The organism is Achromobacter mucicolens (assembly GCF_902859725.1).
GTDB classification, from domain to species: Bacteria; Pseudomonadota; Gammaproteobacteria; order Burkholderiales; family Burkholderiaceae_B; genus Achromobacter; species Achromobacter mucicolens.
The window spans coordinates 218185-242977 of sequence record NZ_CADIJP010000010.1; the positions used below are offsets into that span (position 1 = coordinate 218185).

General features: G+C 66.6%; 22 protein-coding genes. 7 read left to right on the top strand and 15 right to left on the bottom strand.

From position 1 onward, the window contains the following. Positions 1-167 precede the first annotated feature (167 nt). From HV786_RS15190 to HV786_RS15215, 6 genes are all read right to left on the bottom strand, one after another. Positions 168-1091, bottom strand: a complete 924-nt coding sequence (locus HV786_RS15190) for a DUF817 domain-containing protein (protein ID WP_128827780.1) — start codon at positions 1089-1091, stop codon at positions 168-170. A gap of 6 nt (positions 1092-1097) precedes the next feature. After that, positions 1098-1895 (bottom strand): GTP cyclohydrolase FolE2, encoded by a 798-nt coding sequence (gene folE2, locus HV786_RS15195; RefSeq protein WP_128827779.1) that lies wholly within the window; start codon positions 1893-1895, stop codon positions 1098-1100. Positions 1896-2087: 192 nt separating this feature from the next. Further along, the gene (gene dxs, locus HV786_RS15200; RefSeq protein WP_128827778.1) at positions 2088-3950 is read right to left on the bottom strand and encodes a 1-deoxy-D-xylulose-5-phosphate synthase; all 1863 of its coding nucleotides are present in this window, start codon (positions 3948-3950) and stop codon (positions 2088-2090) included. A gap of 54 nt (positions 3951-4004) precedes the next feature. After that, a complete protein-coding gene (locus tag HV786_RS15205; protein WP_175211177.1) occupies positions 4005-4916 on the bottom strand; it encodes a polyprenyl synthetase family protein in 912 nt (303 codons plus the stop codon). A 7-nt stretch (positions 4917-4923) separates the two neighbouring features. Next, on the bottom strand, positions 4924-5190 hold the full coding sequence (locus tag HV786_RS15210; protein ID WP_056322452.1) for an exodeoxyribonuclease VII small subunit: 267 nt from the start codon (positions 5188-5190) through the stop codon (positions 4924-4926). A gap of 82 nt (positions 5191-5272) precedes the next feature. Further along, entirely contained in the window at positions 5273-6127 is an 855-nt protein-coding gene (locus tag HV786_RS15215) for an IclR family transcriptional regulator (protein WP_128827777.1), read from the bottom strand. Between the two features lie 179 nt (positions 6128-6306). On the opposite strand from HV786_RS15215, the gene HV786_RS15220 reads away from it, so the two are divergent. From HV786_RS15220 to HV786_RS15230, 3 genes are all read left to right on the top strand, one after another. Beyond that, complete coding sequence (locus HV786_RS15220; protein ID WP_128827776.1) at positions 6307-7275, top strand: Bug family tripartite tricarboxylate transporter substrate binding protein; 969 nt, start codon at positions 6307-6309, stop codon at positions 7273-7275. A 214-nt stretch (positions 7276-7489) separates the two neighbouring features. Next, a complete protein-coding gene (locus HV786_RS15225) occupies positions 7490-8500 on the top strand; it encodes an acyltransferase (RefSeq protein ID WP_128827775.1) in 1011 nt (336 codons plus the stop codon). 290 nt (positions 8501-8790) lie between these two features. Continuing rightward, on the top strand, positions 8791-9936 hold the full coding sequence (locus tag HV786_RS15230) for an aromatic ring-hydroxylating oxygenase subunit alpha (protein WP_062838656.1): 1146 nt from the start codon (positions 8791-8793) through the stop codon (positions 9934-9936). 90 nt (positions 9937-10026) lie between these two features. Here HV786_RS15230 and HV786_RS15235 read toward each other — a convergent pair whose 3' ends face one another. The 5 genes from HV786_RS15235 to HV786_RS15255 form a co-directional block, all read right to left on the bottom strand. After that, entirely contained in the window at positions 10027-11157 is a 1131-nt protein-coding gene (locus HV786_RS15235) for a TIGR03364 family FAD-dependent oxidoreductase (RefSeq protein WP_128827774.1), read from the bottom strand. Positions 11158-11172: 15 nt separating this feature from the next. Beyond that, positions 11173-12195: a putative 2-aminoethylphosphonate ABC transporter substrate-binding protein gene (locus HV786_RS15240; protein WP_128827773.1), complete on the bottom strand. Its 1023-nt coding sequence runs from the start codon at positions 12193-12195 to the stop codon at positions 11173-11175. 125 nt (positions 12196-12320) lie between these two features. Further along, a complete protein-coding gene (phnX, locus tag HV786_RS15245) occupies positions 12321-13151 on the bottom strand; it encodes a phosphonoacetaldehyde hydrolase (protein WP_175211179.1) in 831 nt (276 codons plus the stop codon). Positions 13152-13168: 17 nt separating this feature from the next. Continuing rightward, positions 13169-14971 (bottom strand): putative 2-aminoethylphosphonate ABC transporter permease subunit, encoded by a 1803-nt coding sequence (locus HV786_RS15250; RefSeq protein ID WP_254599482.1) that lies wholly within the window; start codon positions 14969-14971, stop codon positions 13169-13171. After that, a complete protein-coding gene (locus HV786_RS15255) occupies positions 14949-16022 on the bottom strand; it encodes a putative 2-aminoethylphosphonate ABC transporter ATP-binding protein (protein WP_062838651.1) in 1074 nt (357 codons plus the stop codon). Before HV786_RS15255 ends, HV786_RS15250 begins: the two co-directional genes overlap by 23 nt. A 147-nt stretch (positions 16023-16169) precedes the next feature. Here HV786_RS15255 and HV786_RS15260 point away from each other — a divergent pair, with 147 nt between their 5' ends. Together HV786_RS15260 and HV786_RS15265 are read left to right on the top strand one after the other, a co-directional pair. After that, entirely contained in the window at positions 16170-17033 is an 864-nt protein-coding gene (locus tag HV786_RS15260; RefSeq protein WP_056322757.1) for a LysR family transcriptional regulator, read from the top strand. Positions 17034-17086: 53 nt separating this feature from the next. Beyond that, positions 17087-17656: a phosphonate degradation HD-domain oxygenase gene (locus tag HV786_RS15265; protein ID WP_056322428.1), complete on the top strand. Its 570-nt coding sequence runs from the start codon at positions 17087-17089 to the stop codon at positions 17654-17656. Between the two features lie 57 nt (positions 17657-17713). Here the strand turns inward: HV786_RS15265 and HV786_RS15270 are convergent, their stop codons facing one another. Together HV786_RS15270 and HV786_RS15275 are read right to left on the bottom strand one after the other, a co-directional pair. Further along, the gene (locus tag HV786_RS15270; RefSeq protein WP_128827772.1) at positions 17714-18565 is read right to left on the bottom strand and encodes a sulfurtransferase; all 852 of its coding nucleotides are present in this window, start codon (positions 18563-18565) and stop codon (positions 17714-17716) included. Between the two features lie 39 nt (positions 18566-18604). After that, positions 18605-19459: a DMT family transporter gene (locus tag HV786_RS15275; protein ID WP_128827771.1), complete on the bottom strand. Its 855-nt coding sequence runs from the start codon at positions 19457-19459 to the stop codon at positions 18605-18607. Between the two features lie 153 nt (positions 19460-19612). Here HV786_RS15275 and htpX point away from each other — a divergent pair, with 153 nt between their 5' ends. Next, positions 19613-20494 carry a protease HtpX gene (htpX, locus tag HV786_RS15280; protein ID WP_056322419.1) on the top strand — a complete coding sequence of 294 codons (882 nt, stop codon included), beginning with the start codon at positions 19613-19615 and terminating at the stop codon, positions 20492-20494. A 54-nt stretch (positions 20495-20548) separates the two neighbouring features. Here htpX and HV786_RS15285 read toward each other — a convergent pair whose 3' ends face one another. Then, entirely contained in the window at positions 20549-21940 is a 1392-nt protein-coding gene (locus HV786_RS15285; RefSeq protein WP_128827770.1) for an L-serine ammonia-lyase, read from the bottom strand. A gap of 175 nt (positions 21941-22115) precedes the next feature. On the opposite strand from HV786_RS15285, the gene HV786_RS15290 reads away from it, so the two are divergent. After that, entirely contained in the window at positions 22116-23777 is a 1662-nt protein-coding gene (locus HV786_RS15290) for a Na/Pi cotransporter family protein (RefSeq protein WP_056322414.1), read from the top strand. Positions 23778-23981: 204 nt separating this feature from the next. Here the strand turns inward: HV786_RS15290 and HV786_RS15295 are convergent, their stop codons facing one another. Then, a complete protein-coding gene (locus tag HV786_RS15295; protein ID WP_128827769.1) occupies positions 23982-24770 on the bottom strand; it encodes a dienelactone hydrolase family protein in 789 nt (262 codons plus the stop codon). Positions 24771-24793: the final 23 nt, after the last annotated feature.

Sequence of the window (24793 nt, forward strand, 5' to 3'; positions counted from 1 at the left end):
TGTCTTGCTGGCAGTTCGTCTTGCACCCGCGCTTTCCATCATGGGTGGATCAAGGATCATCGACGATCGCCGCAAGGGGCAGCCCGCTACCCAAAAACCATGGGCGGTCGAGCAAGAAAGCTCTCGATTATCACCGATTGAGCGATCCCGTGCAAGCCGCTGAAAGCTCAGGAAATAAGGGACGCGTTACCGGCAGGCGCCTGCCCGGCGGCGGCGGGCAGATCGGCCTGGCCAATGGGCCGCGGCCGGTTCACGGCGCTGACCATGACGTAGCTGATGATCATCAGCAGGAACCAGGAGCCCAGCTTGGCGATGGACACCACCTGCCACACGTGCGACTGGTTGGGATAGCGCCACGCATTGGCGAAGGTGCCGATGTTCTCGGCGAACCAGATGAACAGCGCCACCAGCACGAAGCCCAGGAGGAGCGGCATGCGCCGGTAGACCTGCCAGATGCGGAAATACACCCACGTGCGCGCGAACAGCATGGCCGTCATCGCGAACAGCACCCACCGGAAGTCCCAGACATAATGGTGCGCGAAGAAATTCAGGTAGATCAGCACCGACAGCGCCACCGTCGCGGCCAGCGGCGGATGCGCCCGAAAGCGAAAGTCGAAGAGGCGCCACACACGGGCAAGATAGCTGCCCACCGCGGCATACATGAAGCCCGTGAAGAGCGGCACGCCGCCAATGCGCAGCACGCTCGCCTCGGGATAGATCCACGAGCCGGCGGCGGTCTTGAAGAATTCCATGCAGGTGCCGACCACATGGAACATCAGGATCACGCGGGCCTCGCTCCAGGTTTCCATGCGCAGCGCGAGCAACGCGGCCTGGATGCCCAGCGCCGCCAGCGTCAGGAAGTCGTAGCGCGCCAGGGCGGCATCCTTGGGATACCACCAGTGCGTGCCCAGCAGCAGCGCGCACATCAGGCCGCCAAAAAGGCAGGCCCACGCCTGTTTCACGCCAAAGCGGAAGAACTCGTACAGTGCCACGCCAAGGCGGCCGCGGCTGGCCAGATTGCTGGCCAGCCGCGCTTCCCATTGCTGCAGGTCGGCAATGAGCGGCCAGTCGCTGGCCGCCGGGTGGCGCATCGGCGCTCAGCCTTCGACGACGGCGTATGCCGAGTGGTTGTGGATGGACTCGAAGTTCTCGGCCTCGACGCGATAGCGCGCGATGCCGGGGTGGGCGTTCAGGCGGGCGGCCACGTCGCGCACCAGGTCTTCGACGAACTTGGGGTTGTCGTAGGCGCGCTCGGTGACGAACTTTTCGTCGGGCCGCTTGAGCAGGCCCCACAGCTCGCACGAGCCTTCGTCTTCGATCAGGCGGATCACGCCGTCCATCGAGATGTCTTCGTTCAGGATGACCGAAACCGTGACGTGCGAACGCTGGTTGTGCGCACCGTACTCGGAGATGGCCTTGGAACACGGGCACAGGCTGGTGACGGGCACCTGCACCACGAGCTCGAATTCGACCCGGTCGGCCTGTGCGCGCGCGATCCACTGAACCTCGTAGTCGAGCAGGCTCTGCACGCCGGAGATCGGCGCGGACTTGTTGATGAAGTACGGGAACGAAGCCGTGATGTCGCCGCGCTCGGCATGCAAGAGCGGCAGCATGTCGGCCGCCATGGTGCGGAACAGCGCCGGCGTCATGGGCGTGCTGCGGTATTTTTCGAGCAAGGCCACGAAGCGGGACATGTGCGTGCCCTTTTCTTCGGGCGGCAGGGCCACCGTCAGCGTCCAGTTGGCCACCGTGCCTTGCGCCGAGCCGTCGCCGCTTTGGACCAGCATGGGGTGACGCACGCCGCGGATGCCGACGCGCTGGATCGGGATATGCCGTGTATCCGTGGCGCTCTGGACGTCGGGCATCACGATGGCGGGGTCGATCGGAGAATTCATTTCGGCTTACCTGTCCGGGCCCGGTGCGCCGTGGAGCGACCCGCCCAGTTGTCTTGAAAGGGGCTAATTATCGCCCACCCGCAGGCGATCAGGAGCGGTAACCCTGTGGCCCGCATGCCCGAGGGGCCGGAACAGTGTGTTTCATCCTTGCGGCTGAAGGCGCGCGCCCTCGGCCGCAAGCATGAAGCCGGCTCAGGCCAGCAGGCTGGCGTAACGCGCGCGGATCGACTGCTCGATGCCGACAGCATCCAGGCCCAGGCCGGCCAGCAGGGCCGATTGTTCGCCGTGGTCGATGAATTCGTCCGGCAGGCCCAGTTGCAACACCGGGATCAGCACGCCGGCCGCGCTCAGCACTTCCAGCACCGCGCTGCCCGCGCCGCCCATGATGCAGGCGTCTTCCACGGTGACAAGCGCGTCGTGGCGGCTCGCGAGATCCAGGATCAGGTCGCGGTCAATCGGCTTGACGAAACGCATGTCGGCCACGGTGGCATCGAGCTTGCCAGCGGCGCCCAGCGCTGCCTGCACCAGCGTGCCAAAACCCAGGATGGCGATCTTCTTGCCTTCGCGCCGCACGATGCCCTTGCCCAGCTCAACGGTATCCAGGGCCTCGGCTTCCGCCGCGCCGCAGCCCGCGCCGCGCGGATAGCGCACCGACGCCGGACCCGGGTACTGATAACAGGTGGACAGGAGCAGACGGGTTTCGTTTTCGTCGGAGGGCGTGGCCACCACCATGTTGGGCACGCAGCGCAGGAACGCGATGTCATAGTTGCCCGCGTGCGTGGCGCCGTCCGCGCCCACGATGCCGGCGCGGTCCAGGGCGAAGGTCACGTCCAGGTTTTGCAGGGCGACGTCATGGATGAACTGGTCATAGCCGCGCTGCATGAAGGTGGAGTAGATGGCGACCACGGGCTTCTGGCCCTCGCACGCCACGCCGGCCGCGAACGTGACGGCATGCTGTTCGGCGATGCCCACGTCGAAATACCGCTGCGGAAAGCGTTGTTCAAATTCGACCAGGCCACTGCCTTCGCGCATGGCCGGCGTGACGGCCACCAGACGCGCGTCCTCTTGGGCCGTGTCGCACAGCCACTTGCCGAACACCTGCGTGAAGGTGCGCTTGCCGGGCGCCTTGGACTGCAGGATGCCGACGGCCGGATCGAACTTGCCGGGGCCGTGATACAGCACCGGATCGGCTTCGGCCAGCTTGTAGCCCTGGCCCTTGCGCGTGACGACGTGCAGGAATTGCAGGCCTTCCAGGGCCTTCAGGTTCTGCAGCGTGGGAACGAGCGCATCCAGATCGTGGCCATCGATGGGGCCGACGTAGTTGAAGCCGAATTCCTCGAACAGCGTGGCGGGCGTGACCATGCCCTTGGCGTGTTCCTCGAAGCGGCGCGCCAGCTCCAGCACCGGCGGCACATGCTGCAGCACCGCCCGGCCCACATTCTTGGCCGTGGCGTAAAAGCGTCCGGACATCAGGCGCGCCAGATACCGGTTCAGCGCCCCCACCGGCGGCGAGATCGACATGTCGTTGTCGTTCAGGATCACCAGCAGATTGATGTCGGGCGTGACGCCCGCGTTGTTCATGGCCTCGAACGCCATGCCGGCCGACATGGCGCCATCGCCGATCACCGCGATGTGCTGGCGCTGCACGCCCGCATTGCGCGAGGCGACCGCCATGCCCAGTGCCGCCGAGATCGACGTGGACGAGTGCGCGGTGCCGAAGGCGTCGTACTCGGATTCGCTGCGCTTGGGGAAACCGGAGATGCCGCCCTGCTGGCGCAGCTTGGCCATGCCGGCCCGGCGCCCAGTCAGGATCTTGTGCGGATAGGACTGATGGCCGACGTCCCAGACGATGCGGTCATGCGGCGTGTCGAACACCTGATGCAGCGCCAGCGTGAGTTCGACGGTGCCCAGGTTGGACGACAGGTGCCCGCCCGTTTTGGATACCGACTCCAGCACGAAGCCGCGCAGTTCGTCTGCGAGCTTTTTCAGTTCGCGACGATCCAGGCGCTTGAGGTCAGCCGGCGATTGAATGCGGTCCAGTAAATCTGTCGTCATGCTTTTATGGGGTTCGTTGGCCCGGCCTACCAGGAAGGCCGGGCTGATCTCGGATCAGCGGTCTCGAAGAACGATGAAGTCGGCAAGCTGGGCCAGGCGCCCGCCGGCGTCGCCCAGCGGCGCCAGGGCGGCCAGTGCCGCCACGCGCAGTTCCTCGGCGAAGGCCCGCGCTTCTTCAAGGCCCAGCAGGGAAACATAGGTGGGCTTGTTTTCGGCGGCGTCCTTGCCGGGCGTCTTGCCCAGGCTGGCGCTGTCCGCGGTGACGTCGAGAATGTCGTCGACCACCTGGAACGCCAGGCCCATGGCCTGCGCGTAGGCATCCAGCGCCTGGCGCGAGGCCGAGCTGGCGCCCGCGACGATGCCGCCCAACGCCACGCTGCACGCCAGCATCGCGCCGGTCTTCATGCCGTGCATCGTCTGGAGTTCATCGCGCGACAGCGCGCGGCCGACGCTGAACAGATCGATAGCCTGCCCGCCCGCCATGCCACGGCTGCCGGCGGCGCGCGCCAGCGACTGGGTGGCCTGGACGATCAGCGCCGGGGCGATCGGCATGGAGGCGACCAGCTCGAACGCCAGCGGCTGCAACGCGTCGCCCGCCAGCATGGCGGTGGCTTCGTCGAACTGCACGTGCGTGGTGGGCCGGCCGCGGCGCAGCGTGTCGTCGTCCATGCAGGGCAGATCGTCATGGATCAGCGAGTAGGCGTGGATCAGTTCGACGGCCGCCGCCGCGCGGTCCAGCGAAGCCTCGATGGCCAGCACACTGCCACTGACGGGGCAGGCCTGGCCGGCGGCATAGACCAAGGCGGCGCGCACGCGCTTGCCGCCGCCAAGCACGGCGTAGCGCATGGCTTCGTGCAAACGGGCAGGCGCCATGTCCGCCGGCGGCAGCAGGTCGTCGAGCACGTCTTCGACATGCAGCGCACGGCCTTGCAACCACTCGGGAAAAGCGAGTTGAATTTGCTTCATCGGCTTCTTATTCGTCGTCCAGCGCCGCGGGATCCAGCGGCCGGAGCAGGCCGCCCTCGAGAACCTTGACCTGCTGCTCAGCCTGGGCCAGTCGTTCCTGGCAAACCCGTGTGAGCGCCACACCGCGCCGATAGGCAGCCAGCGACTGCTCGAGCGGCAACGATCCGTCTTCCATGGCCGCGACCAGCGATTCCAGTTCGGCCAGCGCCGTTTCGAAATCCTGGGGCAAGGGACGATCGTCGTTCTGCGGATCAGCTTGAGTGGGTTTGGCCAAACGGGCCTCCGGGGCACTAGGGGGTGGATTAATCCGTGAATTGTACGAGATAGCCAAGCGCGGCCCGCAAGCGCCCCGCGCGCTAGGCCGGCGCCCCCGCCAGGCCTGCCACAGCAGCCAGGAGCGCCGGGGCCACACGGTCGCGAAGGTGCGAGGCCTCAAGCAGGCTGGCCGGTCCGCCGCAGCTCATGACGAAGACGCCCTCGCCCGTGATCGACGTGAACGGCACCGCGACGGCGTTGATGCCGGACTGCCATTCGCCGATGGCAAAGCAGCAGCCGGTTTGCGCGAGTTCGGCGCGCGCCCGCGCAATGGTCTCGGCGGCTGGGGCGCCCTGGTCAAGACGCGCGAGGACGGCGTCGCACTCGTCGGCGGGCAGGCTGGCGAGATAGGCGCGCCCCATGGCGCTGTCCAACGTGGCGCGGTAACCCACGGGCAAGCGCAAGTACAGCGCCGACGAGCCGTGGATGGCTTCGACGTAGGTCATGGCATCGCCGTCGAAGGCGCCCAGGGCCACGGCGCCACCGGTCTCGCGCGCCAGGTCGGTCATCGAGGCCTTGGCAAGCTCGCGCACCTCTAGTCCCGCAAGCAGGCCGAATCCCAGCGCCAGCACGCCATAGCCGGGCGAGTACTTGCCGGTGTCGGGGTGGTAGCGCAGGTAACCCAGTTCAGTGAGCGTGTAGGTGATGCGGCTGATGGTGGGCTTGGGCAGGCCCGTCAGGCGAGCCAGGTCCAGGTTGCCCAGCGCGGCCACGCCGTGCCGAAAGCACCGCAGCACGTCCAGGCCCCGCGCCAGCGCGGTGATGAAGTCGGGCGAATGGGCGCCTTCTCCTGCGCTGGCGGCGCGCTTGCGGCGCGCGGGCAGGCTCAGTTCAAGCTTCTGGTCCGGCTTGGACGGCGGGAGGGCGGCGCGCTTGCCGCCAGAAAATGATTGCATTTCTATACGCTTCGTTTTTATAGTTTATTTCGAATGACAAAATTAAATTCCATATAACGGAATTTAAAGCATCCAAGGAGACCTGGCAAGCGGCCCGATGTTCGCATCCGGCGTGCGTATCAAGTCAGCCAAGCCAGGCCCGGCGATCCACTCTGACCACGCGATTTCAAGGGGAAAACATGATTCGCAACAGCTTCAAACTGCTCGCCACCCTGATGCTCAGCGCTGCCGCGCTGGGCGCGCAGGCCGACACGTATCCGGCGCGGCCGATCAAGGTGATTTCGCCCTTCCCGGCTGGCGGCGCCACCGACGTGCTGACGCGCGTGCTGGCCGAGCGGATGGCCAAGAACCTGGGCCAGTCGATGATCGTGGAGAACAAGGCCGGCGCGGGCACGTCCATCGGCGCCGCCTACGTCTCGCGCGAAGCGCCGGACGGCTACACCATCCTGATGGCCACGAACTCCACGCTGGTGACCAACCGCTATCTCTATAAGGAACTGCCCTACGACCCGGACAGCTTCGCCAAGATCGGCATGGTCGGCGTCGGTCCGCTGGTCCTGCTGTCCACGCCGAAGCGCCCGTTCAACAACACCCAGGACGTGGTGGCCTACGCCAAGCAGAATCCGGGCAAGCTGACGTTTGCCACGTTCGGTCCGGGCACCTCGTCGCACCTGGCCGGTGAACTGTTCAAGGAACGCGCCGGCATCGACATCCTGCACGTGCCGTTCAAGGGCGCCACGCAGGCCCTGCCCGCCCTGGTCAGCGGCGACGTGGACCTGTTCTTCGACATGGTGGCCACCGGCATGCCGCAGGCCGACGCCGGCAAGGTCAAGGTATTCGCGATCACCAGCCCCAAACGCCTGGCGACGCAGCCCAACCTGGGCACGCTGGCTGAACAGGGCTACCCGTCGTTCGACATGACCGCCTGGTTCAGCTTCGTTGCGCCCAAGGGCACGCCGGCGCCCGTGGTCGAACGCCTGCAGGCCGCGTTGACCGAAACGCTGCAGGACGAAGCCGTGAAAAAGCGCCTGCTGGACATGGGCATCGACCCGCGTTCGGGCACCGCCGCCGAACTGGACAAGCAGATCAAGACCGAACAGCCCATCGTGTCGCAGCTCATCAAGCAGGCCAACATCGTCCTGCAGTAAGCCTCTACCCGCCGGTTTCGTGACAAAACGTTCGCGGACCGCCGGCCCGCGATCGGCCTGCCCGCGGCTCAGCTGCGGGCAGGCCCCTTCCCCCCCGACAGCGCCCTCCCGGCCCTGTCGGTTTTTTACGCGCGGCTTAACCCCTGGATACAGAAATCGGCGTGGTGCCGCTGATAAGGTAAGGCGAGAAGAAGCCGAACCATCCGGGAGCCCGATGCCTCACTCCGAAGACCGATACGCCCGCCTTGACTCAGCCCGATGGCTGGCTGCGCTGGCCGTCGTTCTGCTGCACAGCGCCGCACTCATCGTCAGCGATCCCGCCGCGCATGGCCGCGGCGCATGGCTGGCCGCCAACCTGTATGACTCGGCCGCGCGCTGGTGCGTGCCCGTCTTCGTGATGGTGAGCGGCGCCCTGCTGCTCGATCCCGACAAGCCGCACGATGCGCGGCGCTTCTACAGCAAACGCATGGCGCGGATCTGCGCGCCGCTGCTGTTCTGGACGCTCTTCTACCTGGCGTGGCGCACCGGCCTGGATTGGTGGGACGACGGACGCGTGGACTTTTCGTTCTGGCCGCGCAAGGTCGCGCAGGGCGAGCCTTACTACCACCTGTGGTACCTGTACATGATCGTCGGCCTGTACCTGTTCGCGCCGTTGGTGCGGGTGCTGTATGCGCGCAGCACGCCGAAGGCGCGCGCGTTGTGGGTCGTGGGCATCCTGGGGGTGGCGATCCTTGACGCCCTGTATCGCCGCGCGCTGGGCGCGCCGCATGGTTTTTTCCTGACGTGGTTCCTGCCCTATCTGGGCTACTTCGTCGCCGGCCGCCTGATCTTTGACGGCGAAATGCGCGTGCCGCGCCCGGGCCTGATGCTTGCCGCCACCGTGGCCGCGACGGCGATGGGCGTGACGATCATGTCCAACGGCCACGTGCTGGACACCTATTTCTACGACTACTTCAGCCTGACGGTCCCATTCATGTCGCTGGCCGCGTTCCAATGGATCGTGTCCTCGCCGCGGCTGCCCCGGCTTGCCGCGCTGGCTCCGCTGACCTTTGGCGTCTATCTCATCCATCCGGTCTTCCTGGATGTCGCGCGCCGCGCCGGCGCCTTTTCCGGCGAGGACCGCGACGTGTGGGTGGTGCCCTTGCTGACGATGATGGTGTTTGCGTTATCAGCCGCCAGCAGCTGGCTGCTGCGCCGTCATCCGGCCACGCGCCGCCTCGTCTGAAAGACCTACGGATTAAAGGGTTAATCGCGCTTTGCGCCGGGTCAACGCCACCCGCGGATTGCCTCGATAAGCCGGGGGGATTGCCCCGGGCGTCGCACAGGCCCTTGGGGTACAATTCACGGCTTACTTGATCGGCCAGACACCGATTTTTCTTCGCGCCAGAACGGATTCAACCAGGCTCGAATTCACGAACAAGACCCGCCGGAACCGTCGCCGGGATCCTGGACTTGAACAAAAGCACCTGGCAAGGCTCAAACCGTCCTGGCTTTTTTATCCGAGCGGAGGGAATCATGACCGACATCGGTCGGATGGCACATGTCGTGCCAGCTCGCACCCAGCTACCCGTCAGCGCATATTTTGACGAAGCCCTCTTTGCCCGCGAGCAAGAACTCATTTTCAAGCAATCCTCGCTTTATGTCGGCCACCAGAAATTGGTGCCCGAAATCGGGGATTGGCGTACGTTGGTCCAGGAAAACGGAGGGCGCTCGCTGGTTCGCAACCAGCACGGCGTCGAACTCATCTCAAATGTCTGCCGCCACCGTCAGGCACTGATGCTTGGCGGCCAGGCCGGCAACGTGGCCGGCAACTGCAACACGCACGGCAACCTGAAGGCCACGGGCGGCAACATTGTCTGCCCGCTGCATCGCTGGACGTACAACAACCAGGGTGAGTTGTTGGGCGCGCCGCAGTTCGAGACCACGCCCTGCATGAACCTGCAGAAGTTCCGCCTGCGCGATTGCCACGGGCTGCTCTTCGAAGGCCCGCGCGATCCGGCCGCCGACATGGCGCCGCTGTTTGCGCGTCCCGAGTTCGACTTCGGCGACTACGTGCTGGACCACGTTGAAGTGCATCAGTGCAACTACAACTGGAAGACCTTCATCGAGGTCTACCTCGAGGACTACCACGTCGGCCCGTTCCATCCCGGACTGGGGCGTTTCGTCACCTGCGACGACCTGACCTGGGAGTTCAACGACTGGTACAGCCTGCAGAAGGTGGGCGTGCACAATGCGCTGGCGCAGCCCGGCTCGGACGTCTACAAGCAGTGGCACGACCGCCTGCTGTCGTTCCGCGAAGGCGACGCCCCCGACTTCGGCGCCGTGTGGGTCACGTACTTCCCGACGCACATGATCGAGCTCTATCCGCATGTGCTGGTGCTGTCCACGCTATACCCGAAGAGCCCGCAGGAAACGGTGAACGTGGTCGAGTTCTACTACCCCGAGGAAATCGCCGCCTTCGAGCGCGAATTCGTCGAGGCGCAGCGTGCGGCCTACATGGAAACGGCCATCGAGGACGACGAGATCGCCGAACGCATGGACGCTGGCCGCAAGGCATTGATGCTGCGCGGCGTGAACGAGACCGGTCCCTACCAGTCGCCCATGGAAGACGGCATGCAGCACTTTCATGAGTGGTACCGCCGCATCATGCAAGCGGTGTAGTTCCCCAGCCCCGGCTTGCAAGACAAAGGGCCTCGCGAAATCGGTTCCGATTCGCGAGGCCCTTTTTTCGTCTGGATGCGTCGGCGTGCGTCAGCGTCCGATGACACCCCCGACCGTCCTTTCGCCGATCGCCAGCCCCACCGTCATGCCGACGCCGGAGTGCATGACCGCCACCGTGGTCGCCGGATCCACCGGCATGACCGAGAACGGCGCCGGCCCGTGCGCGCCGTAGACGCCCTGCCAGCGCTCCACCACCCGCAGCCGCGCGCCCAATGCCTGCGACGCCAGGTCCAGCATCGCGTTGTCGACGGCCTCGTCATTGAACGGCGGTGCGTCCTGCCCATAGCGGTGCGAATCGCCGATGATCAGTTCGCCGTAGGGCGTGGGGCTGATCAGCAGGTGGATGCCGTTTTCCAGCAGCATGGGCGTGCGCGCCTGGATCACGCCGCGCAGCGCCTGCGCCGTGGGCAGGTCCGAGAACGCGCCGTAATGCACGCACGACAGCCCGGTCAGCAGCGGCCGGTCCAGCGCGATGGGATGCGTGTCGAACTCCGCGCGCAGCATCTGCAGGCGCGTGACTTCCAGATCCAGCGGCGCGAACAGTTCCGGCAGCAGGGTCAGGTAATCGTGGCCCGGGCACACGAACACGTGCGTGCCCGTGAAGTCGCCCGCCGATGTGCTGACTTCGCCCTTTTCCACGGCGCGCGCGAGCGTTCCGGTGATGAAGTCCACGCCCAGCGAAGACTGCAGGTAGTGCGTGATGGCCGGCAGCGCCTCGCGCGAATAGATCTGCAGATCGTCGTGGCCGCGCAGCGCCAGGCAGTGATGCGCAAGCTGGCCGCCATAAAGGCCGGCCACTTCCCGCGCGGAAAGCAGATCCGCGCGATACCCTTCCTGCCGCAGGCGCGTGTCCGCGAACTCCTGCAGCACGTCGGCCTCGTCGACGTTGCGGGCCAGCACCAGCGCCCCGTTGGCGCGCACATGAAAGCCCGCCTTGTCCGCCAGGTCGAGCCACAGCTCGCGGGACTGCTGCGCGTGCGACAGCATCGTGCCGGGGGCCTGCCCCGTCACGATGACCTGTCCGAAGTTGCGGATGGTGGCGCCGTGGGCCTGGCGGCTGCGCTCGATGACGGCCACGGACAGGCCGCGCTTGGCGGCCGCCCAGGCATGCGCGATGCCGAGCATGCCCGCGCCCACCACGATTACGTCGTAAGTCTTCATCGCCGGGACGCCGCCTTACTTCTTCTTGGGCTCGGACTTGCCGTCGTAGCGGCGGGTCCACTCCGCAATGATGCGGTCGCGGTTCGTGGCGGCCCACGTGAAGTCGTTCTTGATCATGCGCGAGGTCAGGTCCGCGGGCAGGTTCGGGTTGGCCGTGGCGATCGACGGAATCGCCAGCACCGCGAAGTTGGCCTTGTACAGCTCATTGGCCTCGCGGCTGGCCGAGAAGTCAGCCAGCTTGCGGGCGGCTTCCAGGTTCTTGGTGCCCTTCATGATGGCGGTGGCTTCCACTTCCCAGCCCAGGCCTTCCGAGGGGAACACGGCCTCGACCGGCGCCCCATCAGCCTTCAGCTTGGCCGCGCGGTAGTCGAACGAGATGCCGATCGGGAATTCGCCGGCGGCAGCCATGTTGCACGGCTTGGAGCCCGAGTGCGTGTACGAGCCGATGTTCTTATGCAGGGCGTCCATGTAGGCCCAGCCCTTTTCTTCGCCAAACATCTGCAGCCAGGCGCTCACGTCCAGAAAGCCCGTGCCGGACGACGCCGGGTTGGGCATGACGATCTTGCCGGCATACACCGGCTTGGTCAGGTCCTGCCACGACGTGGGCTTGGGCAGCTTCTGCTTTTCGGCTTCGATCGTGTTGAAGCAGATGGCGGCGGCGTAGCCGTCCATGCCGACCCAGGCGGGTTCGGCCTTGGCGTCGCGCATGTTGGCGGCGATCTGGTCCAGGCCCTTGGGGGCGTACGGCTGCAGCATCCCTTCCTTGTCCATCAGGCCCAGCGCCGTGCCGGCCAGGCCCCAGATCACGTCGGCCTTGGGGTTGTTCTTCTCGGCCAACAGCTTGGCGGCGATGATGCCGGTGGAGTCGCGCACCCACTGGATCTTGATGTCGGGATTGGCCTTTTCGAAGGCGGCCTGGTAGGCCTTGATCTGGTCGGCTTCCAGCGCCGTATAGACGGTCAGCGTGGTCTCGGCCGAGGCGGCGCCCATCACGCCCGTCAGGGCGGCGGCCAGTGCAAGCAGCTTGTAGCGATTCATGAACAACTCCGTGCGTGAGCGAAAAACAGGATGAACGAGGTCCCCGCGGCCGGCGGCTGCCGGCTGCGGATCGCGGTGAGTCAAAGGTTTCGGGGTGGCCCGGGGCGCCGGGCGGCAGGTTTAGATCAGGGGCGTTCGCCTCGCGACAGTCGGGCTTCGATGTCGTCGACCACGGCCGGCAGGTCAGCCACCGTGTCGATCACGTAATGCGGACCGGCCGGTCCCAGCTCCGCGCGCGCGGCGGCGCGTGCTGCGTCACGGGCGGGGCCGGCAAGGCCAAGGTATTCGTCCAGCGTCAGGCCCGCGGCGTTGCCCGACAGCAGGAGACCCACGGTCCACATGCCGGCGCGGCGGCCTTCTTCGATGCCCGGCGCGGTGTCGTCGACCTTGATGCACGCGGCCACGTCGGACAGGCCCAGCTCGACCACGTTCTTCAGGGCCATCGCGGGCGCCGGACGCGCGCGCGGGACCTCGTCGCTGGCGACGATGCAATCGGGCGTCAGGTTATCGGCGGCCGCGCGCTCGACGACGCGGCGCATCACACTGGCGGGATAGCCGGAGCACGACCCGATCTTCAGGCCGCGCCCGCGCAAGGCGCGCATCACGTCGGCCGCGCCGGGAATGGCGGCCGAATACTGCGCCACCTTCTCCAACTGCATCGGCAGGAAGCGCTCGTAGATGGCGGTGACGTCGTCGTCGCCAGGCGCGCGGCCGAAGCGGGCCTGATACTGGGCGGCGATGGCGGGCTGGTCGCACAGGGTGCGAATGTGGTCCCACTTGCCCATGCCCATCGGGCCGCGCGCCTGCTTCAGCGACACGTCCATGCCGAACTGCGCGAACGCGTCCACGAACACCTTGGTGGGCGCAAAGGAGCCGAAGTCGACCAGCGTGCCGGCCCAGTCGAAGATCACCGCCTCGAGGCGGACGGGCAAGGGTTGAACTGTCATGGAAGTCATCCTGAAAAATTGGTCGATCAACGGGTCGCCGGGCGCCGCCAGGCCTGCGTGCGCGCCACCAGGGCGCGGCTGGCCAGGTGCAGGACCAGGGCGGCGGCGGCGGAGCTGGCCATGATGACCGTGCACATGGCGGCGGCCGGACCGATGAAGCCGGCGTCGTCCATGTTAAGCACGGCCACGGCGGCCAGCACCGTCGACGGGCTGTAGAGAAACACCACGGCCGACACCGTCGTCATGGCGGATACGAAAAGGTAGCGGGCAACATCCAGCGCCGCGGGCAGGCACATCGGCAGCGTCACGCGCAGGAAGGTCGTCAGGCGCGACACCTTCAGCGACGCGGAGGCGGCCTCGAACTCCGGGTCAAGCGCATTGAGCGCCGTGGCGGCTGTCAGGTGGGCGCTGGTGTAGAAGTGCACGACCGTGCACAGCACCAGCAGCGGCATCGTCCCGTACAGCACGTTCAGGGGGTTTGCCAGGCTATTGAAAAAGAAGATGTAGCCCAGGCCCAGCACCAGCCCCGGCACCGCCATCGGCATCAGCGCCAGCATGCCGGCCATGCCGCGCAGGCCGCGCGCCATCGCGCCGCGCGCGGGCACCTTCTCCATCATCCACGCGCCCACGAAGACCACCAGGGTGCCCGCGAGCGCCGTGAAGAACGCGAGCTGCAGGCTGTTGCGCCAGGCGAGCCAGCCGCCGCCGTCCATGTTGTCGAAGTCGTAAGAACGCAGCGACATCGACAGGTTGTACGGCCACATCTTCACGAACGACGCCCACACCGCCACACCGATGATGAGCAGCAGAAAGGCAGCCATCACGCCGGACAGGGCCAGGAATGCCGCGTCGCGGCGGCCGTTCACGCCGGCCGCGTAAGGCTGCGCGCGGCCGCTCATCTGGGCGCCCTGACGGGCCCGCAGCCGGCGGTCCAGCACGAAGGTCAGCAGCGCCGGCAGCAGCAACAGGATGCCGATGGCCGCGCCTTTGGGGAAATTCTGCTGCCCGACCACCGCCTTGTAGGCCTCCATGGCGAGTACGTTGTAGTCGCCGCCCACCACCTTGGGCACGCCAAAGTCGGTGACGGTCAGCGTGAAGACCACGCAGCAGGCCGAGAACACCGCGTAACGCGTGCCGGGCAGCGTGACCGTCATGAAGGTGCGCCACGTGCCCGCGCCCATGGCGCGCGCCGCGTCATAGAGGCGGCCGTCGGCCAGCGCCAGGCCCGTCAGCAAAATCATGAGCGCATGCGGAAACGTGTAGAACGCCTCGCCCACCACGATGCCCCAGAATCCGTAAATAGTGACGCCGCCGCTCAGGCCCTTGAGCAGTCCCTGATTGCCCAGCAGATAGACCAGCGCGATGCCGGGCAGCAGCGACGGCGCAAGCAGCGGCAACAGCGCGATCGTGCGCAGGATGCCCTTGCCCGGCAGACGGGTTCGCGTGAGGCCATAGGCAAAGCCGTAGGCGCAGGGCACGACCAGCAACGTCGTCACGATTCCCACGGCAAGGCTGCGCCCCACCATGTCCAGGAAACCATCGGCGCCGATGATGCCCGCGATGACAGACAGGCCGGCCCAGCCGCCATCGGCGTCCATCACCGATTTGACGAGGATCGCCGCCAGGGGCAGCGCCAGGAAAACCAGCAGGCAGAGCGCCAGACCGCCCTGCCCCAGCGCCAGGCCCAGCGCGCCGATCCAGGCGGGCAGCGGACGGCGCCCCAATGCGGGCAGCGGCGCGAAAGCGGCGGGAGCCGGGGAATGGGGCACGGTCTGACCCACGGCGCGCGAATCGTTCATGGCCGGATCAAGCGTAGGCGCGTATCGCATGGCGCGGCAGCTCCACCCAGCAACGGCTGGCAGCGTGAGGGCCCAAGAGGGCATCTCCGGTTTCGGGGGACACGATGGAATGCACGGTGGCGCCGGGCACGCCTTCCAGGCGCAGGGCAAGGCGGTAGCTGCGCCCCAGGAACACGCCGTCCAGCACGTCGGCCAGCATGGCGTTGGGCTCTTCGGGCTTGGCCATGCTGACGCGCACGGCCTCGGGCCGCACGAAGAGCTTGCCCGAACGGGCGTCCAGCGCCGCGTCGACCGCCAGCTCCTGCCGCCCCACCCGGGCGCGATGCGTATCGATGCGTTCGAACGGCAGCCAGTTGGCTTCGCCCACGAAGTCGGCGATGAAGGCCGATCCCGGCTGCCGATAGAGTTCGCGCGGCGTGCCGTACTGCTCGATCACCCCGCCATTCATCACGGCGATGCGGTCGGCCATCACCATGGCCTCTTCCTGGTCATGCGTCACCATCAGCGTGGTGATGGACAGGCGCTTTTGCAGCGCGCGCAGTTCGATTCGCAGGTGTTCACGCACCCGCGCATCCAGCGCCGACATGGGTTCGTCCAGCAACAGCAGCGATGGCGACGGGGCCAGCGCGCGCGCCAGCGCCACGCGCTGCTGCTGGCCGCCCGAAATCTGGCCGGGATACTTCTGCGCCGCGCCGGCCAGGCCGACCAGCGTCAGCATTTCCTCGACGCGGCTGGCGACGTGGTTGCGATGGGCGCGCTTGCCGCTCAGGCCATAGGCCACGTTCTGGGCCACGGTCAGGTTCGGGAACAGCGCATAGGACTGGAACAGGATGCCGTAGTCGCGCGCCTGCGGCTCGGCATGGGAAATATCACGGCCGGACAGCACGATGGTTCCGCTGTCCTGGCGCTCCAGGCCGGCGATCGCGCGCAGCAGCGTCGTCTTGCCGCAACCCGACGGCCCCAACAGGCACACCAGCTCACCGGCGCGGATATCCAGCGAAACGTCGGCCAGCGCCGTGTGGCTGCCGAATCGCTTCACGAGATTCTGCACGGAGAGAAAGGCGGTATCGCGTTGGGGCATGGGGCCTCCGGTCTGGGAACGAAGGCAGTATGGGAGCCGCGTATTGAGCGTTTATGACACTTCGCGCAAATGCAGTAATAAAAACATCAAATTATTTTGGTGTACTGGCGGTCTTGCGCATTGCGTCCAACCTTCGCCACCCCGACCGTGCTCGTCGCCGAACTCAAATCCTTCTATGCCGTGGCCCGCTGCGGAACCGTCACCAAGGCCGCCGCCCAGCTGGGCGTCAGCCAGCCCACGGTGACGGGGCAGTTGCGCCAGCTTGAATCGCGCTACGGCATCGAGCTGTTTCATCGGCAGGGGCGCGGCATGCGGCTGTCGGACGCCGGGCAAAACCTGATGCCGATGGTCGAGAAGCTGGTGCAGCAGGAGACCGAGATCGACTTCCGGCTGCGCGACGCGAGCGACCTGCGCGAGGGCAACCTGCGCATTGGCGCGACCGGCCCCTACTACATCATGGATACCGTGCGGCGCTACAACCAGCGCTATCCCGGCATCGACCTGACGGTCACGATCGGCAATTCGCAGTCGATGCTGCAGGCGCTGCAGGATTACCGCATCGAGATTGCCACGTCTTCCTTTCTGATGGATGACAAGCACCTGTACCGCCGCAAGATCGCCGCGGACCCGATCCGCGTGGTGGCACATCGCGATCATCCGCTGGCCCGGCGTGGCCAGGTGCGGCTGGCCGATCTGGCCGAGCATGCGCTGCTGCTGCGCGAACCCGGCTCCATGACGCGCCAACTGACCGAAGACGCGCTGCGGGCGGCCGGCGTCACCGTGCGCCGCACGCTGGAGATCGGCAGCCGCGAGTCGATCCGCCAGGCCATCCTGTGCGAACTGGGCATCAGCCTCATCCCGTCGCGAGAAATTCCGTCCCATCCCGATCTGGCGGCCCTGGACATCCAGGACGCCGGCATCGTGATGAACGAATACCTGTACTGCTTGCGCGAGCGCCAACCGGTGCAACTCATCGCGCGCTTTCTGGAGATGGCGCCGGCAGCCGGCTGACCGTCGCGGTCACTGTCCCGCCTCTTCCCCTTGCGGCCACTCAGGAGACAACCATGGCCTTGACCCTGCAGGACATCGAACAGCTTTTCCTTGAACGCGGACACCGGTCCTATGACGGCGAATCCGTCAGCCATCTGCGCCATGCGCTGCAAACGGCCGCCCTGGCCGAACAGCACGGCGCCAAAGCCCATCTCATCACGGCCTGCCTGCTGCATGACCTGGGCCATCTGATCGCCGACCGGCCGGGCACGCCCACGCTGCGCGGCATCGACGACAAGCATCAGTATTTCGTGCTGCCCTTCCTGCGCGGCTTGTTCAGTTCCGCCGTGCTGGACCCCATTCGGCTGCACGTCGAAGCCAAGCGCTACCTCTGCTATGTGGAACCGCAGTACGAAGCGAAGCTGTCGGACGATTCCCGCCGCAGCCTGGCGCTGCAGGGCGGCAGTTTCGACGCGGGCCAGGCGGTCGACTTTGCCAGCATGCCCGGCGCGCCGGACGCGATACGTCTGCGGCGCTGGGACGACATGGCCAAGGTGCCGGGGCTGGCGACCCCGCCGCTCGACCACTTCCTGGAGATCGCCGAAAGCGTGTCCGGCCGCGTCAAGCTGGCCGCCGTCTGGTAAAGGCCGCGCGCCGCCCATGAAAAAAGCCAGGGTGCATTGCCCTGGCTTTTTGTTCGTTCACGCGCCCTTGGCCACCGGCCGGGCGGGATCGCTGCACCATTCGCTCCACGACCCCGGATAGAGGCGCGAGCCCGTCAGGCCGGCAATCTCCATCGACAGCAGGTTGTGGCAGGCCGTGATGCCCGAGCCGCACTGGTGGACGACGGAGGCAGGGTCGCGCCCGGCCAGCAAGCTGCCGAACTCCGCGCGCAATTGCTCGGCCGTCTTGAAACGGCCATCCGGCTGCAGGTTTTCGCCGTTCGGGCGGTTCAGCGCGCCGGGAATATGGCCGGCCACCGGGTCCATGGGTTCGACTTCGCCGCGATACCGGTTGGCGGCGCGCGCGTCGACGACCGTGAACGACGGCTGGGCGATATTGGCCAGCACCGCCTGGGCATCGACCGTGCCCGCCAGAGACTTGCCCGGCTCGACAGGCGTGCCCGGTTGCACCGCCGGCGCCGGATCATGGCTGACGGGCAGCCCAGCAGCCGTCCAGGCTTGCCACCCGCCATCCAGCACGGCGACCCGGTCATGGCCCAGCCAGCGCAGCATCCACCACAGATGCGCCGCGTACATGCCGCCGCTGGCGTCGTAGGCCACCACCAGCGTGCCGGGCGTCACGCCATGCGCGGCCATCAGGGCGCCAAACTGCGCCCGGTCGGGCAGCGGATGCCGTCCGTTCTTGCCCGTGCGGGCGGCGGCCAGTTCGGTTTCGTGATCCAGGAAGCGGGCCCCGGGGATGTGGCCTGCGTCGTAGGCCTGGCGGCCCGCCGAATGATTGGTCAGGTCATGGCGCACGTCGAACACGCGCACGTCGGGCGAGTCCAGACGGGCAGAGAGATCGGCGGCGGTGATCAGAGTCGTCGTCATGCGATGGGGCTCCTGTGTGAAAAGCGGCGGGCGCCGGGATCAGCCCGGCTTGGGGTCGCGCATGGTGCGCCACACCGACAGCAGGCCCGCGAAAATGATGAGGCCCATGCCGGCCCAGGCCACGACGTCCAGATGGTCGCCCCAGAAGCCCATGCCGATCAGTGCCGCGAAGATGATGGTGCTGTATTGCAGGGCGGCGGTCAGCAGTGCCGACCCCATGCCGAACGCCCGGGTCATGGCCAACTGCCCGAACAGTCCCGCGACGCCCACACCCAGGAGCGACAGGTAACCGGTCCAGTCCGCGTAGCCCCAGCCCTCGAACGCCAGGCCGGCGGCGCTGGAGGCGCACACGGCCACCGAAAAGAACAGCACGGTGCGCCATTCGGGTTCGCCAATGCGGCCCAATTGGCGGATCTGCATCATCGCAATGGCGGACATGGCCCCCGCCCCCATGCCGAGCAAGGCGGCAAGCCACTGGTCGTCGTTGATGCTGGGCCGCAGCACGGCGATCACGCCCAGAAAGCCCAGCGCCACGGCCAGGATCCGCACCGGGTCGCGCTGCGCCCCGCCCCATCCCAGCATCCAGCAGGCGATGAACAGTGGCGCCGTGTAGTTCAGGCTGGTGGCGGTGGCGAGCGGCAGATGGGAGATGGCAAAAAAACCCAGCCACATCGAAGTGACGCCGGACAGGTTGCGCCAGATGTGCAGCTTCCAACTCGTGGGAATGATGGACTGGCGGCCGGCGCGCGCCCAGATCAGCAGCAGGATCACCGAGGGCAGCCCGCGAAAGAGCACGACCTGCGGCAGCGATGCGCCGTGTTCGGTGCCGAGCTTCACGAACGACCCCATGATGGCGAACATGGCGGACGCCACCAACATCCAAAGTGCTTGCATGCGGGTCTACGCTAAGGGAAAAGGGGGAAGGAATAAGGGAAAGCGATACTATACTCTCCGTCACCGGGCGAGGAGCCGGCGAGTCGGGGAACTGGCAAGGCTCCGCCATGTCGAAGTCCGGGTATTTGCCCCTCGCAGAGGAATATAAAAAACATGAAACGCATTGTTCTGTTCGTCATTACCAACCTGGCCGTCATGCTCGTGCTGTCGGCCACGCTTCGCATCCTGGGCGTGGACCGTGTCATCACGGCCAACGGGATCAACTTCAACGCGCTCCTGATCTTCTCGGTCGTGGTCGGCTTCACCGGCGCCATCATCTCGCTCCTCATGAGCAAGCCAATGGCCAAATGGAGCACCGGCGCGCAGGTGCTGGATCCCAACTCGCCCCGCAACCAGCGCGAGGCCTGGCTGGTCGACACCGTCCACCAACTGGCCGACCGCGCCGGCATCGGCCGCCCCGAAGTCGCCATCTACGAAGGCGCCCCCAACGCATTTGCCACGGGCGCATTCAAGAACGACTCGCTGGTCGCCGTGTCCACGGGCCTGCTCGAAAGCATGACCGAAGAGGAAGTCGCGGCCGTGCTGGCGCACGAAGTCGCGCACATCGCCAACGGCGACATGGTCACCCTGACCCTGATCCAGGGCGTGGTGAACACCTTCGTCATCTTCCTGGCGCGCGTGGTTGGCTACTTCATCGACCGCGTCGTGTTCAAGAACGAACGCGGCATCGGCCCCGGGTACTTCGTCACCGTGCTGGTCTGTGAAATCATCTTCGGCGTGCTGGCCTCGATCATCGTGGCCTGGTTCTCGCGCCAGCGCGAGTACCGCGCCGACGCCGGCTCGGCCCACCTGATGGGCGCCCGTGAACCGATGATCCGCGCGCTCGCCCGCCTGGGCGGCCTGGAACCGGGCGAACTGCCCAAGTCCTTCGAAGCGTCCGGCATCACCGGCAAGGGCGGCCTGGCGGCCATGTTCGCCTCGCACCCGCCGATCCCGGCCCGCATCGCCGCGCTGCAGAATGCTCGCGTGATCTGACCGGTCCGCGGCCACAAAAAAGCCCGCTTCGGCGGGCTTTTTTGTGCGTGCACCTCAGCATTCGACGATATTCACCGCCAAACCGCCCCGCGCCGTTTCCTTGTACTTGGTCTTCATGTCGGCGCCGGTTTCGCGCATGGTCTTGATGACCGAATCCAGCGACACGTAGTGCTGACCGTCGCCGCGCAGCGCCATGCGGGCGGCGTTCACGGCCTTGACCGAGGCCATGGCGTTGCGCTCGATACAGGGAATCTGCACCAGTCCGCCGACGGGATCGCAGGTCAGGCCCAGGTTGTGCTCCATGCCGATCTCGGCCGCGTTTTCCACCTGCTCCACTGACCCGCCCAGCGCCGCCGCCAGTCCGCCGGCCGCCATCGAACAGGCCACGCCGACTTCGCCCTGGCAGCCCACCTCCGCGCCGGACAGCGACGCGTTGTACTTGTAGAGCAGCCCGATCGCCGCCGCGGTCAGCAGGAATTCGCGCACGCCCTCACGGTTGGCGCCCGGCACGAAGCGGTCGTAATAGTGCAGCACGGCCGGAATGATGCCCGCCGCGCCATTGGTCGGCGCAGTAACCACCCGGCCGCCCGCGGCGTTCTCTTCGTTGACGGCCATCGCGTACAGGTTCACCCAATCCATGACGGAAAGCGGGTCGGACAACGTGCGCTCGGCCCGCTGGGTGAGATTGCGGTACAGCTCGGGGGCGCGCCGGCGCACGCGCAACGGGCCGGGCAACTCGCCGTCCGCCTCCGGATAGTTGATGCCGCAGCCGCGCGCCACGCAGTCCTGCATGACCTGCCAGATGCGGTCCAGGCCGGCATTGACCTCCGAGGTTTCGCGCCAGGTCAGCTCGTTCTGCATCATGACCTGCGCCACCGTCAATCCGTTGTCCTGGCACATGGCCAGCAGTTCCCGACCCATGCGAAACGGGTACGGCAACTGGTCGTGCGCCGCGATGACCTGGCTGTTGGAGGCGCCGGCGGTGACGACGAACCCACCGCCCACCGACAGGTAGCGGGCCTCGCGCAGGGTCTGGCCGTCGGCGTCGAATGCGTGGAATTTCATGCCGTTGGGGTGTTCGGCCATGGCTTCGCGGCGGTAGAACATCATGTGTTCCTTTTCCACGAAGGGCAGCGGATACTTGCCCAGCAACGGCAGCTGCCGGCTGGCGCGCACCGAGGCAATCATGCCGGCGATGGCCGCGGGGTCGACCGTATCCGGCGCCTCGCCCATCAGGCCCAGCAGCACCCCCTTGTCGGTGCCGTGCCCCTTGCCGGTGGCGCCCAGCGATCCGTACAGTTCGGCCCGCACGCTGGCCACGCGCGGAACAAGGCCGTCGCGCTCCAGCCCTTGCGCAAATAGCAGCGCCGCCCGCATCGGGCCCACGGTATGAGAGCTCGACGGGCCAATGCCTATCTTGAACAGATCGAAAACGGAAACGGCCACGCCAAACTCCAATACATCCACCAACGATCAGGCAATGATACGCGCGAGCCCGGTCGCACGCAGCAAAGCCCCGCCCGGCGTATCCTGTATCTTCGCGCCGGGTGTCAAAGCCTGCCCCGGCATGCGATCATTACAGAATTATTACTTGTCATAAAAAGAACGGAAAAACGCCTGCATGTCTGGACTCATTACCCTGCTTGACTTCGCCGGCTACGTCGCGCTGCTGCTTTGGGGCGTGCATATGGTCCAAACCGGCGTGCAGCGCGCGTTCGGGGCGGCGCTGGGCGCGGCCTTGGGACGCGCCCTGGGCACGCGGTTGCGGGCCTTTTTTGCGGGCCTGGGCATCACGGCCGCGCTGCAAAGCAGCACCGCCACCGGCCTGATGATCACCGGATTTGCCGCGGGCGGCGTGGTCGGTCTGGTGCCGGCGCTGGCGGCGATGCTGGGCGCCAACGTGGGCACCACGCTGATCGTCCAGCTGCTGTCTTTCGACCTGACCGAGCTCGCCCCGATCCTGATCCTGGCCGGCGTCTGGATGTTCCGGCGCTACCCGCCCGGCCGCACCCGCGACCTGGGCCGGGTCTTCATCGGCCTGGGCCTGCTCTTGCTGTCGCTGCACCAGCTCGTCGAACTCTTCGCGCCGTTTCAGACCGCGCCCATGCTGGGGATGATCCTTGCCGCCCTGTCGACCCAGCCGGTCGCCGCGGTCTTGCTGTCTGCCGCATTCACGTGGGCCGCGCACTCCAGCGTGGCCGTCGTGGTGCTGGTGATGTCGCTGGCCAGCCACAACATGGTCGCGCCGCACGTGGCGTTTGCGCTGGTGCTGGGCGCCAACCTGGGCACGGCGATCAATCCCATGATCGAAGGCGTGACCGGCGACGACCCCGCCGCCCGCCGCCTGCCGCTGGGCAATCTGTTGACGCGGGTGCTGGGCGTGCTGGCCGGGCTGCTGCTGCTGCCTTTCCTGGAGCCCTGGATGAGCGATCTGGCGAGCGACCCCGCCCGCGCCGTCGCCAACTTCCACACCCTGTTCAATGCCGTCATCGCCCTGGCCTTCCTGCCGATCCTGACGCCGTACGCCGCGCTGCTGACCCGCTGGCTGCCCAAGCGCGCCGACCCGAACGACCCGTCCCGCCCCCAATACCTGGACGAATGGGCCCACGACGTGCCCGCCGTTGCGCTGGGCAATGCCGCGCGCGAGGCGCTGCGCATGGCCGACATGTTGCAGACGCTGCTGCTCTACGCGCGGGCCGGTTTCAAGCGCGACAACCGCCACCGCATGGTGCAGGCGCGCCAGCTGGACGGCGCGCTGGACAAGCTGGAAAACGCCATCACCACCTACCTGGCGACGCTGGACCAGGAAAACATGACGCGCGAGGACCTCCAGCGGCTGGACGACATTCTGGCGTTCACCAGCAACATCGGCCATGCGGGCGATATCGCCCATCACGGCCTGCTGAGCCACGTGGCCAAGCTGCGCAAGCAGGGCTGGACGTTCTCGCCCGAGCAACGCGCCAGCCTGGATGACACCCTGGGCCAGCTCATCGCCAACCAACGCACGGCCGCCGCGCTCTTCGTGAACGACGACCTGCGCCAGGCGCGCTCGCTGGCCGGCGAAAAGGCGCGCTTTCGCACGATCGAAACCCAGGCGGCCGACACCCACCTGCAGAAGATCAAGTCCGGTCAGGTCGACGCCGCGGAAGTGGGCGCGCTGTACCTGGACATCCTGCGGGACATGAAGGGCATCAACTCGCACCTGGTGGGCGCGGCGGCGTACCCCTTGCTGGCCCGCCACGGCGAGCTCCTGCCCAGCCGCCTGCGCGAGGCGGGCAATTGAATGGTGAATAGGTAAGGCCCCAGGCGAGCAAGTCCCAGGTGTCAGACACCCATCGAGACGCCAGCCCCAAGTCGACGGCTATCTCCGCCGGGTGTCTGATACCGTCCCAAGCACGCTGATGCAAAAGAAAGCCGACCCACAGGTCGGCTTTCTTTTGCATCGGGCACATCCGGTGGGCCAACCTGGTGGCTCACCCTCCCCGCCTTACAGATACCGCTTGAACCACTCCAGCATCCGCTTCCAGCCATCCTTCGCGGCCTCGGGGTGGTAGCTGGCCCGGTAGTCCGCCAGGAACGCGTGGTCGGCTTCGGGGTAGACCACGATCTCGGACTGCTTGGCGGCGGCGTTGCCGGCGGCCAGTTTCGCCTTCATGGTTTCCACGTCCGACAGCGGAATACTGGCGTCACGGCCGCCGTAAAGGCCCAGGACGGGGCCATGCAGCTCGTGGGTCACGTCCAGCGCGACGCGCTTGATGAGCGGGCCGTGGCCCACGCTGAGCTTGCCGTACCATGCCACGCCAGCCTTCACGTCGGGATTGTGCGCCGCGTACATCCAGGTCAGGCGGCCACCCCAGCAGAAACCCGTCACCGCCACGCGGCGCGCGTCACCGCCATTGGCGGCGGCCCACGCCACGCTGGCGTCCAGATCGGCGTACACCTGTTCGTCAGGCACCTTGCTGACGATTTCCGAAATGAGCTTGGGAATATCGGTATAGACCGACGCGTCGCCCTGGCGTTGGTAGAGGTTGGCGGCGACGGCCAGGTAACCGGCCTTGGCCACCCGGCGGCAGATGTCCTTGATGTGTTCGTGCACGCCGAAGATTTCCTGGATCACCAGCACGACCGGCAGGTCACGCTGGCCTTCGGGCGCGGCGTAATACGCGTCGATCGAACCGTCCGTCACGGGAAGCTTGAAATCCCCGTGGACCAGGCCCTGCGTGTCCGTGTGGATCACGGTGGGGGCAACATTGCCGGCGGCGGTGGAAAAACTCATGGAGAACTCCTTGGTTGGGTCGA

Coding starts and splice junctions, on each gene's coding strand:
- HV786_RS15235 (WP_128827774.1), bottom strand. CDS start 11,157: ATGAAGACTTACGACGTAATCGTGGTGGGCGCGGGCATGCTCGGCATC.
- HV786_RS15190 (WP_128827780.1), bottom strand. CDS start 1,091: ATGCGCCACCCGGCGGCCAGCGACTGGCCGCTCATTGCCGACCTGCAG.
- HV786_RS15290 (WP_056322414.1), top strand. CDS start 22,116: ATGTCTGGACTCATTACCCTGCTTGACTTCGCCGGCTACGTCGCGCTG.
- HV786_RS15275 (WP_128827771.1), bottom strand. CDS start 19,459: ATGCAAGCACTTTGGATGTTGGTGGCGTCCGCCATGTTCGCCATCATG.
- dxs (WP_128827778.1), bottom strand. CDS start 3,950: ATGACGACAGATTTACTGGACCGCATTCAATCGCCGGCTGACCTCAAG.
- HV786_RS15270 (WP_128827772.1), bottom strand. CDS start 18,565: ATGACGACGACTCTGATCACCGCCGCCGATCTCTCTGCCCGTCTGGAC.
- HV786_RS15240 (WP_128827773.1), bottom strand. CDS start 12,195: ATGAATCGCTACAAGCTGCTTGCACTGGCCGCCGCCCTGACGGGCGTG.
- HV786_RS15230 (WP_062838656.1), top strand. CDS start 8,791: ATGACCGACATCGGTCGGATGGCACATGTCGTGCCAGCTCGCACCCAG.
- HV786_RS15295 (WP_128827769.1), bottom strand. CDS start 24,770: ATGAGTTTTTCCACCGCCGCCGGCAATGTTGCCCCCACCGTGATCCAC.
- HV786_RS15215 (WP_128827777.1), bottom strand. CDS start 6,127: ATGCAATCATTTTCTGGCGGCAAGCGCGCCGCCCTCCCGCCGTCCAAG.
- phnX (WP_175211179.1), bottom strand. CDS start 13,151: ATGACTTCCATGACAGTTCAACCCTTGCCCGTCCGCCTCGAGGCGGTG.
- HV786_RS15220 (WP_128827776.1), top strand. CDS start 6,307: ATGATTCGCAACAGCTTCAAACTGCTCGCCACCCTGATGCTCAGCGCT.
- htpX (WP_056322419.1), top strand. CDS start 19,613: ATGAAACGCATTGTTCTGTTCGTCATTACCAACCTGGCCGTCATGCTC.
- HV786_RS15225 (WP_128827775.1), top strand. CDS start 7,490: ATGCCTCACTCCGAAGACCGATACGCCCGCCTTGACTCAGCCCGATGG.
- HV786_RS15265 (WP_056322428.1), top strand. CDS start 17,087: ATGGCCTTGACCCTGCAGGACATCGAACAGCTTTTCCTTGAACGCGGA.
- HV786_RS15255 (WP_062838651.1), bottom strand. CDS start 16,022: ATGCCCCAACGCGATACCGCCTTTCTCTCCGTGCAGAATCTCGTGAAG.
- HV786_RS15205 (WP_175211177.1), bottom strand. CDS start 4,916: ATGAAGCAAATTCAACTCGCTTTTCCCGAGTGGTTGCAAGGCCGTGCG.
- HV786_RS15250 (WP_254599482.1), bottom strand. CDS start 14,971: ATGCGATACGCGCCTACGCTTGATCCGGCCATGAACGATTCGCGCGCC.
- folE2 (WP_128827779.1), bottom strand. CDS start 1,895: ATGAATTCTCCGATCGACCCCGCCATCGTGATGCCCGACGTCCAGAGC.